Annotated in this window: 14 protein-coding genes; 10 read left to right on the top strand and 4 right to left on the bottom strand. The window is 64.3% G+C overall.

All coding sequences use genetic code 11. The features are described from left to right. Positions 1-28: 28 nt before the first annotated feature. From hemP to AC1D2G_RS23480, 5 genes are read left to right on the top strand one after another with little or no spacing between them, the layout of a single operon-like run. On the top strand, positions 29-235 hold the full coding sequence (hemP, locus tag AC1D2G_RS23460; RefSeq protein ID WP_258594231.1) for a hemin uptake protein HemP: 207 nt from the start codon (positions 29-31) through the stop codon (positions 233-235). A gap of 22 nt (positions 236-257) precedes the next feature. Then, the gene (locus tag AC1D2G_RS23465; RefSeq protein WP_477416934.1) at positions 258-1,319 is read left to right on the top strand and encodes a hemin-degrading factor; all 1,062 of its coding nucleotides are present in this window, start codon (positions 258-260) and stop codon (positions 1,317-1,319) included. Positions 1,320-1,330: 11 nt separating this feature from the next. Then, entirely contained in the window at positions 1,331-2,239 is a 909-nt protein-coding gene (locus tag AC1D2G_RS23470) for a heme/hemin ABC transporter substrate-binding protein (RefSeq protein WP_477416936.1), read from the top strand. 12 nt (positions 2,240-2,251) lie between these two features. Further along, the gene (locus tag AC1D2G_RS23475) at positions 2,252-3,355 is read left to right on the top strand and encodes a FecCD family ABC transporter permease (protein WP_477416938.1); all 1,104 of its coding nucleotides are present in this window, start codon (positions 2,252-2,254) and stop codon (positions 3,353-3,355) included. A gap of 22 nt (positions 3,356-3,377) precedes the next feature. Next, entirely contained in the window at positions 3,378-4,169 is a 792-nt protein-coding gene (locus AC1D2G_RS23480; RefSeq protein WP_477416940.1) for a heme ABC transporter ATP-binding protein, read from the top strand. Between the two features lie 134 nt (positions 4,170-4,303). On the opposite strand, the gene rirA is transcribed toward AC1D2G_RS23480, so the two are convergent. Next, positions 4,304-4,768, bottom strand: a complete 465-nt coding sequence (rirA, locus tag AC1D2G_RS23485) for an iron-responsive transcriptional regulator RirA (protein WP_095087491.1) — start codon at positions 4,766-4,768, stop codon at positions 4,304-4,306. 276 nt (positions 4,769-5,044) lie between these two features. Between rirA and AC1D2G_RS23490 the strand changes: the two genes are divergently transcribed. The 3 genes from AC1D2G_RS23490 to AC1D2G_RS23500 all read left to right on the top strand — a co-directional run bounded on the left by AC1D2G_RS23490 (position 5,045) and on the right by AC1D2G_RS23500 (position 7,567). Beyond that, on the top strand, positions 5,045-6,340 hold the full coding sequence (locus AC1D2G_RS23490) for a DUF445 domain-containing protein (protein WP_477416942.1): 1,296 nt from the start codon (positions 5,045-5,047) through the stop codon (positions 6,338-6,340). 107 nt (positions 6,341-6,447) lie between these two features. After that, a complete protein-coding gene (locus AC1D2G_RS23495) occupies positions 6,448-6,876 on the top strand; it encodes a phasin family protein (RefSeq protein WP_095087495.1) in 429 nt (142 codons plus the stop codon). A gap of 193 nt (positions 6,877-7,069) precedes the next feature. Continuing rightward, positions 7,070-7,567 (top strand): MaoC family dehydratase, encoded by a 498-nt coding sequence (locus AC1D2G_RS23500; RefSeq protein ID WP_477416944.1) that lies wholly within the window; start codon positions 7,070-7,072, stop codon positions 7,565-7,567. A gap of 23 nt (positions 7,568-7,590) precedes the next feature. Here AC1D2G_RS23500 and AC1D2G_RS23505 read toward each other — a convergent pair whose 3' ends face one another. Next, the gene (locus AC1D2G_RS23505; RefSeq protein WP_477416946.1) at positions 7,591-9,030 is read right to left on the bottom strand and encodes an MFS transporter; all 1,440 of its coding nucleotides are present in this window, start codon (positions 9,028-9,030) and stop codon (positions 7,591-7,593) included. Positions 9,031-9,161: 131 nt separating this feature from the next. Between AC1D2G_RS23505 and AC1D2G_RS23510 the strand changes: the two genes are divergently transcribed. Next, the gene (locus tag AC1D2G_RS23510; protein WP_477416948.1) at positions 9,162-10,052 is read left to right on the top strand and encodes a LysR family transcriptional regulator; all 891 of its coding nucleotides are present in this window, start codon (positions 9,162-9,164) and stop codon (positions 10,050-10,052) included. A gap of 13 nt (positions 10,053-10,065) precedes the next feature. Here AC1D2G_RS23510 and AC1D2G_RS23515 read toward each other — a convergent pair whose 3' ends face one another. Further along, positions 10,066-11,469, bottom strand: coding sequence for an aminotransferase-like domain-containing protein (locus AC1D2G_RS23515; RefSeq protein WP_477416950.1), 1,404 nt, complete (start codon positions 11,467-11,469; stop codon positions 10,066-10,068). A gap of 106 nt (positions 11,470-11,575) precedes the next feature. Between AC1D2G_RS23515 and AC1D2G_RS23520 the strand changes: the two genes are divergently transcribed. Next, entirely contained in the window at positions 11,576-12,439 is an 864-nt protein-coding gene (locus tag AC1D2G_RS23520) for a DMT family transporter (protein WP_477416952.1), read from the top strand. 23 nt (positions 12,440-12,462) lie between these two features. Here AC1D2G_RS23520 and AC1D2G_RS23525 read toward each other — a convergent pair whose 3' ends face one another. After that, positions 12,463-13,503 (bottom strand): zinc-dependent alcohol dehydrogenase family protein, encoded by a 1,041-nt coding sequence (locus AC1D2G_RS23525; RefSeq protein WP_477416954.1) that lies wholly within the window; start codon positions 13,501-13,503, stop codon positions 12,463-12,465. Between the last annotated feature and the right edge of the window lie 21 nt (positions 13,504-13,524).

The following is a 13,524-nucleotide window of genomic DNA, read 5'->3' on the forward strand; positions in this document are numbered from 1 at the left end:
TCCCGGCACAGGAAAGGGATCGATCCAGATGAACACGCACAATCCCAATGACTTTCGCTATCGCGTCCGTCGTTCCGACGACGCCTCCACCCGTTTCGACCGCGTTCCGCTGGCGGTGCGAACGCTGTCCAGCAACACCCTGTTCCAGGGCGAGCACGAGATCGGCATCGAGCATCACGGCGCGCTCTACCGGCTGAAGATCACCCGCCAGGGCAAGCTCATTCTCAACAAGTAAGGCAAGGCAGTAGGAACGAAACATGGACCAGCGCGTAAAACCCGCCCCGCATGAAATCCGGCGAGCACGGACAGAGAATCCGAAGACGCGCGAGCGTGATCTGGCTGCCCAGCTCGGCATTTCGGAGGCCGAGCTCATCGCCGCGCATTGCGGCGACGGGGTTGTCCGCATCGAGCCGCGCGTCAATGATCTCCTGACCGACCTCGAAGCAGTCGGCGAAGTCATGGCCTTGACCCGCAACGAAAGTGCGGTGCACGAGAAGATCGGCGTCTACGACAAGATCGTCACCGGCAACCACAATGCCATGGTGCTCGGCGAAAACATCGATCTGCGCATCTTCCCGAAAGTCTGGGCGCACGGCTTTGCCGTGGAAAAGCGCGATGGCGACGACATCCGCCGCAGCCTGCACTTCTTCGACGCGGCGGGCGAGGCGGTGCACAAGGTGCATCTGCGGCCTGCCTCCAGTCTCTATGCCTACCAGAAGCTGGTCGCCGCGCTCGAATCGTCGAACCAGGAGCCGACGATCGACATTTCTGGACACATCCCCGACGACGAGGTCCATGGCGGGGAGACCACCGCCAATCTCGACGATTTGCGCGACCGCTGGAGCCGGCTGACCGACGTGCACCAGTTCTTCGGCATGCTGAAGACGCTGAAGCTCAGCCGCAGGCAGGCGGTGCGCATGGTCGGCCAGGACTATGCCTGGCTGCTCGATAATGACGCCGTCCGCGCCATGTTCCATCATGCCGCCGAGGGCGAGATGCCGATCATGTGCTTTGTCGGCAATCGCGGCTGCATCCAGATTCACTCCGGTCCGGTCAAATCCATCAAACCGATGGGGCCATGGATCAACGTACTGGACGAGACCTTCCACCTGCACTTGCGAACCGACCACATCCATGAGGTCTGGGCGGTGCGCAAGCCGACCAAGGACGGTCACGTCACCTCGCTCGAAGTCTATGATGCCGACGGCAAGATGATCATCCAGTTCTTCGGCAAACGCCACGAAGGCGAGAGCGAGCGCGACGACTGGCGATTCCTGGCGGAACACCTGCCGCGCATCCCTAGCCCGACCGCAGCCTGAGGACGCTACCTATGGTTTCCTTTTCCAGACTGGCGCCTGTTCTCAGGCTGGCGCTTGGACCGGCAATCGGTCTCTCCCTGGCTTTTGTCGCCTTGCAGCCCGGCAACGCCGCCGAGGGTGCGACCGTCTTTGCCGATCGCTCGAAGATAGTTGCCATTGGCGGCTCCATCACCGAGATCGTCTACGCGCTCGGCGAGGAGAAGCATCTGGTGGCTCGCGATTCCACCAGCCGGTATCCGAAAGCCGCACTTGACCTGCCTGATGTCGGCTATATGCGCCAGCTGTCGCCGGAAGGTGTGCTGTCGGTCAACCCGACCGGCATCCTGGCGCTGCACGGCAGTGGTCCCAAGGAAGCCGTCGATGTGCTGAAGAAGACGAGCGTCCCGTTCATCGAAGTGCCCGAACACTATAGCCACGAAGGCATCCTGGAGAAGGTCCGCATCGTCGGCAAGGCACTCGGCGTCGCCGCCAAGGCCGAGGTGCTGGCCAGGGAGCTTGATGCCAAGCTCACCGCGGCCGAAAAGCAGACGGCCTCGATCAAGCAGCGCAAGCGCATCCTGTTCGTGCTGTCGATACAGGGCGGCAAGATCCTGGCGGCCGGCAGCGAGACGGCGGCCGACGGCATGGTCAAGCTGGCGGGCGCGGGCAATGCCGTGGAAGGCTTTTCCGGCTACAAGCAAATGTCCGACGAGGCGATCATCACCGCCAGGCCGGACGTGATCCTGATGATGAACAATGCCGGGCCTCCGGTGTCGGACGACGAATTGTTCTCCAACCCGTCGATCGCCTCGACGCCGGCGGGTGCCACACGCAAGCTGATCCGCATCGACGGCGCCTATCTGCTCGGGTTCGGGCCGCGCACGGCCGACGCCATCCACGACCTCGCCGTCTCGCTTTACGGCGGCCAGGTCACGGACTGAGTGGGACAGATCATGGTCGATCAATCGATCGCCGGCCCGGCTCCGGTGATGACCGGTGCATCCGAAGGCGACCGCTCGGGTCGCGCCCGCATCGTCATCCTTCTGCTGTGCCTGGGACTCGTCATCGCCGCGCTTGTGTCGCTCACGTCGGGGGCGTCGGACGCATCGGCCGCCAATGTCATCAGCGACTGGCTGTTCGGCACCGTGCCTGATAACGCCGCGTTGAGCGCCCGCGACAGCCTGATCGTCTACGACATCCGCCTGCCGCGCATCATCCTGGGAACGCTGGTCGGCGCAGCACTTGCCGTCTCCGGCGCTGTCATGCAGGGGCTGTTCCGCAATCCGCTCGCCGATCCCGGCCTGATCGGCGTTTCGGCCGGGTCCAGCCTCGGCGCGGTTGCCGTCATCGTGCTCGGCGCCACGGTGCTGGCGCCGGTGACGGCCTGGCTTGGCACGCTTGCGCTGCCGTTGGCGGCATTTTGCGGGGGGCTCGCCACGACGCTGGTGCTCTACCAGGTTGCCACGCGACGGGGACGAACCTCGGTCGCCACCATGCTGCTCGCCGGCATCGCGCTGGCGGCGCTTGCCATGGCGCTTACCGGCATCCTGATCTTCATGGCCGACGACCGCCAGTTGCGCGACCTGACCTTCTGGCAACTCGGATCGCTCGGTGGCGCGACCTGGGCGAAGATCGCTTCGGTCGGACCGATCATCGTGCTGGCGCTGGCAGCGATGCCGTTCCTGGCGCGCGGCCTCAACGCACTGGCGCTGGGCGAGGCGACCGCCGGCCATCTCGGCATTCCGGTGCAACGGCTGAAGTACACGGCCATCATCGGTGTCTCGGCGGCGGTCGGCGCATCCGTCGCCGTCAGCGGCGGCATCGGTTTCGTCGGCATCGTCGTGCCGCATCTGCTGCGGCTGCTGATCGGTCCCGACAATCGCTACCTGCTGCCGGCGTCGGCGCTGCTCGGCGCCTCGCTGCTGCTGTTGGCCGACGCCGTCGCGCGCACCATCGTGGCGCCGGCCGAATTGCCGATCGGCATCGTCACCGCGATCGCCGGTGCGCCGTTCTTCCTGTGGATACTGCTGCGCAAGCGCGGCGTCGTTGATTTGTGATTTGGGGACCTGTGAGGCTGGGATGATCGACGCAAGGGATGTTTCCGTGACGATCGCCGGCGAGCGGATAGTTGCCGGTGTCGATTTCGCCGCACACCCCGGCGAAGTGACGGCAATCGTCGGCCCCAACGGATCCGGCAAGACGACCTTCCTCAAGGCGCTGTCCGGCGAACTTGCCTACACCGGACATGTCGTCCTCAACGGCGGCGATCTCTCGGCGATGAAGCCGGTCGAGATCGCCGTCCATCGGGCCGTGCTGCCGCAGGCTACGACGCTGTCGTTTCCGTTCACGGTGCGGGAGGTGGTCAAGCTCGGCCTTGTCGGCGGCCGCTCGGGCGTCCTGCCGGGCGAGGACGCGCGGCTGCCGGAGCGTGCGCTGGCGCGTGTCGACCTCGACGGTTTTGCCGGGCGTTTCTACCAGGAGCTTTCGGGCGGCGAGCAGCAGCGTGTCCAGCTTGCACGCGTGCTGTGCCAGGTCTGGGCGCCGGTGCTCGACGGCAAGCCGCGCTATTTGTTCCTCGATGAGCCGGTTTCCAGCCTCGATATCAAGCACCAGCTGATCATCATGAACATCGCCCGCGACTTCGCCAGAAGGGGCGGCGGCGTGGTCGCCATCCTGCACGACCTCAATCTGACGGCCATGTTTGCCGACCGGATTTTTGTCATGCATCGCGGCCTGCTTGCTGCCACCGGCTCGCCGCGGGATGTGCTGAGCGACGATCTGATCGAAAAAGTGTTCGACTGCCGGCTCAGGGTCGGCGTGCTGCCGGCCGGCGACATGCCGTTCGTATTGCCGCAGTCGACGGTCTGTTGATACTCAGGTGAGGCGGCCTGCGAATAGTGGTTTCCTGCGCTTCCGGTACTCACGTACCCGAAAGTACGCTCCGTTCGTTCTCGACTCAGCGTGACCTGAATCTCAACGGACCTACTCAGACTCGGGAGACTTGCTCAGGCAGCAGGTGCGCGGCGCTCCACCAGCATGTCGATACCGAGCAGGTTGCGCACATTCGGCCGCGCCGCCACGAGATCGGCGATCGTGTAGCGCTCCAGCACCGCGAAGAACGCGTTCAGCGCCTCGCGCAATGCCGAGTTCAGCGCACAGCTGTCGACCAGCGGGCATTCGGCGGCATCGTTCTCGAAGCATTCGGCCATGGCGAAGCTCTCTTCGGTCACGCGCACGACATCGAATAGGCTGATGGACTCAGCGGCACGGCCAAGCCTGACGCCGCCATTCCTGCCACGCACGGTCTCGACCAGGCCGTGCTCGACCAGCGGCTGCAGGATCTTGAACAGGAACAGCTCCGACACCGAATAGGCGGCCGCGATCTCGGGGATGCGGCTCAATCGATCATTGTTGGCGGCACAATACATCAGGATGCGCATGGCATAGTTGGTCTGGCGCGTAAGCCGCATTTTGTCCTCACAACGCGCTGGAGCGGTAGAACCACGCCAGATTTCAAAACTTTACTGATGCGGCTTTGACCCCGAAATTTCGGATTCGCCACATTGGCCTGGGCGGAATATGGCCTATACCTTGGAACAATTCCAGACTAGCCGGGCACAATAGATGAACATTCTCGTCAACTTTGTGTGTGCATCTGGGCAAGGTGCGAGCGAAACCGGCTGTAACGGGCATTTCGCCTGATGAAACACTAAATAGGCCCGAGATTGACGAGGAGCAGCTCATCCATGTCACAATCGGTCCAGTCGCTGGCGCCTGTCCGTTTCGATGCCGACGCGGAGGCCAAGCTTTCCGCCTTGCGGTGGACAAAGTTTATCGCGGCTGCGGCGCTGGCGCTTTGCGTGCTGGTGTTTGCGCTCGCCAAATCGTTCGAGCACATCTATCCGTGGCTCGGCTTCGTCGCGGCCTTTGCCGAGGCCGCGACCATCGGCGGGCTGGCCGACTGGTACGCGGTGGTGGCGCTGTTCAGGCGGCCGCTTGGATTGCCGATCCCGCACACCGCCATCATCCCCGAGAACCAGAGCCGCATCGCCGACAATCTCGGCCGCTTCATCGAGGTCAACTTTCTTGCCCCGGAACCAGTGCGTGAAAAGCTTGCCGAGGTCGATTTCTCGGCGCTCGTCGCCGACTGGCTGGCCGATGCCGAACGTGCGGCCGGCCTGTCGCGCTTCGTCGTGCGGCTGGTGCCGCAGACGCTTGCCGCCGTCGAGCAATCCGGCCTGCGTGGTTTCGTCACCAGCCGCATGCTGGAGCAGATCRAAAAGGTGCCGCTGGCGCCGCTGGCCGCCGAGCTGTTGTCGGCGCTCACCGACGACCGTCGTCACCAGAAACTGTTCGACGAATTCACCAAGGTGATCGGGCGGTTCCTCAACGACGAGCAGGCGCTGACGACGATGCGCGAGAAGATCCGCGAGGAGTTGCCATCGCTGTTCAACCTGTTCCGCGCCGACGCTTACCTGCTGAAGAAGATCGTCGCTTCGGCCGGTTCGCTGCTCGACGAGGTGCGGGCCGATCCCGACCATCCAATGCGCGCCGAATTCGACCGTTTCGCTCAAGCCTTCATCGAAAGGCTCAGGACATCGAAGCAATATGCCAAGCGCGCCGAGAAGCTGAAACGCGATTTCCTTGCCCGGCCGGAGGTCAGGGGATTGGCCGGCGACATGTGGGCAAGCCTTAGCCAATTCATCGAACAGGACGCCAAGGCGCCCGAGTCGATCATCCGTACGCATCTCGCCAACATGTTCGTCGAGATCGGCCGCCATCTTGCCGGCGATGCGCAGATCCGGGCCGACATGAACCAGGGGTTCGTGGTGGCGCTTGCTTCGTTCGTGGAGAGCCAGAAGAGCGGCGTGTCAAAATTCATCGCCGACCAGGTCAAGCGCTGGGACCTGGCGCAGCTGACACGGCTGATCGAGATGAACATCGGCAGGGACCTGCAATACATCCGCTTCAACGGCATGATCATTGGTGGGCTTGCCGGTGTCGTTCTCCATGTCGCCGAGCGACTGTTCCTCGTCGGCTGACGCATTCGGACCTAGACCGATTCCACTGCGTTCGAATGGACACGCGGCACTTCGGTGCTATTCTCCTGTCCGGGAGCCCAATCGGCGGCGACAGGGGAGAGACCATCATGGCCAAGCAACCGGAATCCGATTCCTTCATGGACATGTTCGGCAAGTTCGGCCGTGACCTGAAAGTGCCCAACGTCGATGTCGAGGCAATTCTTGCGCATCATCGCAAGAACCTCGAAGCGCTGGAAAAATCGGCCCGAGCCAGTGCCGCCGGCGCGACCTCGCTGTTGTCCAGGCAGCGCGAAATGCTGCAGGACACGCTGCGCGAGGTTACCGAGATGGCGCAAAGCTACAGGGCGCCGGGCAATCCGCAGGAACTGATGGCCAAACAGACGGAATTCGCGCGCAAATCCTTCGAGGCTGCGTTGAAGAATGCCGGCGAAGTGGCTGAACTGGTCAAGAAATCCGGCACCGAATCGGTCGACATCCTGCGCACGCGCATCAAGGAGGCGATGGAGGAAATCCGCGCCGGCTACGACAGGAAGTAGTGGTCTCCGGCCAAGGTGGCATTGTTGCCGCCGGCAGCCTGAAAGCCCAAGAAATCCCGATTTGCCCTGCCGTTGCAGTGGGCGGCATGGCATGATCGCGGCCGAAGTCGGCGGAACGGATTCGCGCAGGGCGAATTGACAGGGGCCGCCAGTTCGTGGTCCGGAGGCGTTGAAAGCTATCGGGAAACCAGGAATGACTGAAATACGGCCCAAGACGCCGCCGACCTACGAGCAATTGAGGACGATGGCCGGGCAGGAGCTTGGCGTGTCTGAGTGGACCACGGTCGACCAGAATCGTATCAACCAGTTCGCCGAATGTACCGGTGACCATCAATGGATTCATGTCGACCCTGAGCGGGCGCGACGGCAAAGCCCGTTCCGCACGACGATCGCGCACGGCTACCTGACGCTGTCGATCATCGGCGCACTGGCGCTCGGCATGGGCATCGTGCCCGAAAACACCCAGGCTGCCTTCAACTACGGCTTCGACAAGGTGCGTTTCCTGGCGCCGGTCAAGGTCGGCGCGCGCATCAGGCTGCGCACCACGCTGCTGTCCATGGAGGACAGAGGCCCTGGCCAGTATCTGATGAAGGCGGCCAATACGGTCGAGATCGAAGGCGAGGAAAAGCCGGCGCTCACCGCTGAAACGCTGGTCATGCTCTACGAGCGCCGCAAACGGGCAGGGGCGTAAGCGGCCCCCGACTAGGTCACGGCTTACTGAACATTGGGCTCCGCGCGGCCAACGGTGCGGGCCGAGAGCAGCGCAAGGAACAGCGCGACGAGCGCCAGTGCCGTTGCCGTCTGAAAGGTTACCTGCATTCCCCGGGCAGCGGCCACGGAACTCAGAATGTCTTGTTCCCCAGCCGATGCGACGGCGAAGACGGCGCCCATCAACGATGCGCCGGTGATGAGGCCGAGATTGCGCGACAGATTGAGCAGGCCGGAGACGACACCGCGCTCGCCGGCGCCGACACCGGTCATGATGGCTGCATTGTTGGACGTCTGGAACAGCGCGTAGCCGATGCAGGTGATGGTGATCGGCACGACATAGCTGGCAATGCCGAGTTTCGTCATGGCGAGCGACAGCAGGAACGTGCCGATGGCAAGGCAGGCCAAGCCGGCAACCATCATCCTGTGGGGCCCGAAGCGATCGGTCAGGCGTCCGGCCAGCAGCGCCGACAGGGCCGAGACGAGCGGACCGGTCGACAGCACGAGGCCGACCCTTGCGGCATCGAGTCCGAGCCCGCGCGACAGGTAGAACGGGGCAACCACCAGGGTCGCCATCATCACCGTTGCGACGACGATGCTCATCGCCAGGCTGGCGCTCAACTGGAGGTCACGAAAGCTGGCAAGCTTGATCAAGGGGTTCTTCACTTTCGCCTGCGCTGCGGCGAACAGAACGACGCCGATCCCGGCAGCTATCAGCAGGCCGAGGTTGAGTGCGCCGAAATTGCCCCTGCCAAGCGTCATGGCCAGCGCATAGGCGGCCAGCGTCAGGGCCAGCAGGGCAGTGCCCACGGCGTCGAACTTGCCCCGATCAGCCTGGGCTGGCTTGCCGCGCGCCGGCAAGGCACGATAGGCGAGGGCGAAGGTGAGCATGCCCAGCGGCACGTTGACGAGGAAAATCGCCCGCCAGCCGAAGCCCGCGATCAGAAGGCCGCCGAGCGAGGGCCCGAGTGTCGTGCCGATTGCGGACATGGCGCCGAGCAGGCCCATGGCGCTGCCTGTTTTGGCCTTGCTCACCGTTTCGGCGACAAAAGCCAGCGTCAGCGCCATCATCAGCGCCGCACCAAGTCCTTGCACGGCCCGCGCGGCGATCAGCAGCCAGAGCGTTGGCGCCAGGCCGCAGAGTATGGATGCCAGCGTGAACAGCGCGATGCCGCCAAGCAGCAACGGCCGGCGCCCGAACATGTCGGCCAGCCGTCCGGCGCTGACAATCAATGTGGTGATGGCGAGCAGATAGGCCAGAACAACCCACTGCACCGACTGGAACGAAGCGCCGAACGCTTGCATCAGCGACGGCAGGCCGACGCTGGCAATGCTGGTTCCCAGCGACGACAGTAGGGTGGCGAGCGAAAGGCTCGCCAGCGCCCGTCGGGAGGATTGGACCTGGGGCGGCGCCGATACGCGCTCATTTTGCTCTGCGATTGTCAAGGCGATCTCCTTTCCATCGGCTCCAGAACCGGAGCTGTCGGAGATCTAGTCTCTTGGATGATATGGCGGAAGGCGCAGCGTTTGCATGCTATTCGTGCACCAAACGCCATATCATGTGCTATGATCCGCCGATGGCATCGCCCGATCTCAATTTGCTCGTCGCTCTCGACGTTCTGCTGACCGAAGGCAGTGTGGCGCGCGCCGCCAATCGTCTTGGTCTCAGCCCCTCGGCGATGAGCCGGACGCTGGCGCGGCTGCGCGAGGCGACGGGCGATCCGCTTCTGGTTCGCGCCGGCCGCGGCCTGGTTCCGACACCGCGTGCGCAGGAGTTGCGGCAGCAGGCCGGTCGCGTCGTCCAGGATGCGGAAGCACTTCTGCGCCCTGCCACGCTCCTCGACCTTTCGGGCCTCGCCAGCACTTTCACACTGCGCACCAATGAAAGCTTCGTGGAAGAGTTCGCGCCGCGCCTTGTTGCTCGCATCGAAGCGGAGGCGCCATGCGTGCGACTGCGTTTCGCGCCGAAGTCCGACAAGGATGTCACGCCGCTGCGCGAGGCGGCGGTTGACCTGGAAATCGGCGTCGCCGGTGAAACCGGGCCTGAGATGCGCATTCAGGCCCTGTTTCGCGACCGCTTCATCGGCGCCGTGCGCGCTGGCCATCCCATGAGCCAGGGCGTCATGACGCCCGAGCGCTACGCGGCCGGCCGCCACATCAGTGTTTCGCGGCGTGGCCGCGAGAAAGGGCCGATCGATGAAGCCCTTGAGCGGCTCGGACTCCAGCGGACTGTCGTGTGCATGGTTTCCGGCTTTTCGGCCACGCTTGCCTTGGCGCGTGCATCGGACCTGATTGCCAGCGTGCCCGAGCGGCACACCGAAGGCGCACGCGCCGGCATGCACAGCTTTCCGCTGCCGGTCGCCACCGTGGAGGTCACCATCTCCATGCTCTGGCATCCGCGTCTCGATGCCGATCCGGCACAGCGCTGGTTGCGCGACTGCGTGCGGGAGGTCTGTGCGGCTCGCTGACCACCTCGCAACGTCAACGCGCCATCGCCGCCTCAACCACCTTGAAAATCCGCTCGTCCGCGCACTGGGCGACGTTGAAGCGCAGGAAGCGGCTGGCTGTCTGGGACAGGCTGAACGCATTGCCGGGCGCCAGCACGATGTTGTCGGCGAGAGCCCGGCGGGCGACTTCGGCCGCATCGACGCCATCCGGCAGGCTGCACCATAGGAACATGCCGGCCGGCTGGTCGATCCAGGGCGTGATGCCGATTGCCCTCAGGCGGGTGCTCGTCTCGCCCATGGCGCGCGAAAGCCGCGCCCGCAGCAGATCCATGTGCTTGCGGTAGCTGCCGTCCTTCAGCAGAGTCAGCACCAGTTCGGCCGCAAGCCGCCCGCCGCCGAAGGTGGTGGCGATCTTGAGATCGGTCAGGCGCTCGATCCAGTCGCGGGGTGCTGCGATGAAGCCGCAGCGAACAGACGCCGACAGCGTCTTGGAGAAACTGCCGATCTGGACGACCCGGCTCAGGCCATCGAATGCCGCCAGCCTGGGGGCGGACGCATGTTCGAAATCGGCAAAGATGTCGTCCTCGACGATGGTCAGGTCGGATTGATCGGCGAGCTTGAGCAGCCGGTGGGCCGTGACTGGCGACAGGATCGCGCCGGTCGGGTTGTGGATGGCCGAATTGGTGATGTAGAGGCGAGGCCGGTGCTCGGCCAACGCCTGCGCGAACAGGTCGATGTCCGGCCCTGACTGCGTGTAAGGAACGCTGACGACCTTGGCGCGATGGGCGCGCAGCAAAGCATGAAAATTGAAGTAGCAGGGATCGTCGACCAGTACCGTGTCACCGGGCTCGATCAGAAACCGGCACAGGAGATCGATGGCCTGCGTGCCCGATTCCGTCAGCATGATCTGTTCGGGAGAGGCTTCGATGCCATGCTCGGCCATGCGCCGCGCCAGCAGGTTCCGCAGCGGCGGCAGGCCGAGCGGCGTGCCGTAGTCGGCGAGCGCGACATCATCGGCGCGCGCCACGGTTCGCAGCGCGCGGCGCAACCCTGCCTGGGGCATCCACGCGGCCGGCAGCCAGCCGCAGCCGGGTTTCAGACTGTCATCGCCTGCCTCCAGCGACTGGCGCGAGATCCAGAGCGGATCGACCGCGCGGTCGAGGCGGGGCCCGATCTCGGCCAGAGACAGCGGCGCCAACGAGCCGGCGGCATAGAAGCCTGAGCCCGGCCGGGAACGGATCGTGCCTTCTGCGGCGAGCCGCTCATAGGCTTCGACCACGGTGGATTTGGAAACCTGCATGGATTTGGCGAAGGCGCGGATCGACGGCAATCGCGCTCCCGGAGTCAGGCTGCGCGCGGCAATCCGCTGGCGGACAGTTGCCATCACGCTCTCGACCAAAGTGACCGTGTCCTCAGTCTCAAGCGCTGCTATCGTCATCTGTACTGCCTTTTTGACCATTACAGTTTTGCAAAATTGTACCCCATTGTCTCTGGCGACGCCATAGGCGCAGGCCCGATAGAGGGCGAAACAAACGGAGCCTGTGATGGACAAGATGGCGAGCGGCTGGCTGAACGGATTCGTCGGCGTGCTGATTTTCAGCGGTTCGCTTCCGGCAACGCGCGTCGCCGTGATGGATTTCGATCCAACCTTCGTGACATCGGCCCGCGCGGCGATTGCCGGACTGCTTGGTCTCGCCCTGCTGTTGGTGTTCCGCCAAAAGCGCCCGGAGCGAGGGGATCTGCTGTCGCTGGTCATCGTCGCGCTCGGCGTGGTGGTGGGTTTCCCGCTGCTGACGGCACTGGCGCTCAAACACGTCACCTCGGCCCACTCCATCATCTTCGTCGGCCTGCTGCCGCTGGCGACGGCGATTTTCGGCGTGCTGCGCGGCGGTGAACGTCCTCGCCCGGCGTTCTGGCTGTTCTCGTGCGTGGGCAGCGCGCTTGTCGCGGGCTTTGCCCTGATGCAGGGTGTGACAGCCTCGCCGGTCTGCGATGGTCTGATGCTGGCCGCCATCGTCGTCTGCGGCCTGGGTTATGCCGAGGGTGCAGCGCTGTCGCGCAAGCTCGGCGGCTGGCAAGTGATCTGCTGGGCGCTGGTGCTGTCGCTGCCGATCATGCTGGTGCTGACTTTCGCGACGCTGCCGCGATCCTTTGCCAGCGTCGGCTCCAACGCCTGGATCGGGCTCGCCTATGTCTCGCTGTTCAGCATGCTGATCGGCTTCGTGTTCTGGTACCGCGGCCTTGCGCAAGGTGGCATCGCTGCGGTGGGGCAGTTACAGCTTTTGCAGCCGTTCTTTGGCCTGGCACTGGCGGCGACGCTGCTGCATGAGCAGGTCAGTCCGCTAATGGTCATCGTCACGCTCGGCGTGGTGCTGTGCGTGTTCGGCGCGAAGAAATTTGCCAGATAGTTCCGGGGTTGCGGCTCCCACCCCTAGAACTTCGTCACCACCCCGATGCCGATACCCTCGAAGCCGCCCATCGCCATCAAGGCCGCGGGCGCCTCGTCGAGGCTGATCTTCTTGCCGACCAGAAGTTCGGGCTTGAGCTTGCCGTTGCGGATCATCTCCATCATCGCCTGGTAGCGATAGGCCTGCATGCCGTGGCTGCCGAGAATCTCGAGCTCGAAGGCAATCACCTTGTCCATCGGCACCTGCGGGCGGGCGTGCTCGCCCAGCATCAGGCCGACCTGCACATGGCGGCCGCGCCGGCGCAAGTTGGCGATCGAGTTGAACGAGGTGGTGGGGTGGCCGAGCGCGTCCATCGACATGTGCGCGCCGCCGTTGGTGATCTGCTTCACGGCCTTGACGACATTCGGCGTTTTCGACGCGTTGATGGTGGCGACGGCGCCGATCTTCGTGGCGAAATCGAGTTTCTCGTCGGTGAGGTCGATGGCGATGACATTGGCGCCCATCGCGCTGGCGATCATGATCGCCGACAGGCCGACGCCGCCGCAGCCATGCACCGCCACCCATTCGCCCGGCGTCACCCGGCCCTGATCGACGATGGCGCGAAACGAGGTGACGAAGCGGCAGCCGAGGCTGGCGGCGGTGGCGAATTCCATTTCGTCGGGCAAGCGCACGAGATTGGTGTCGGCGTGTTCGATGGCGACATATTCGGCGAACGAGCCCCAGCCGGTGAAGCCGGGCTGCGTCTGATGTTCGCAGACTTGGTGATTGCCCGAGGTGCATTCGAAGCAGTGGCCGCAGCCGACGGCGAACGGCACGGTGACGCGCTCGCCGGCCTTCCAGCGGGTGACATGCTTGCCGGCGGCAACCACGACACCGGCCAGCTCATGGCCCGGTACATGCGGCAGACGGATGCCGTCGTCATGACCCATCCAGCCATGCCAGTCGCTGCGGCACAGCCCGGTCGCCTCGACCTTGATGACGACGCCATCGGCAGCCGGTTTCGGATCGGGAACGGTCTGGATCGTCGGCGCTTCGCCGAATTTCTCGAAGACGACGGCTTTCATTGGTAACTCCCAACCTTCAAA

Source organism: Mesorhizobium sp. P2_C7 (assembly GCF_056404515.1).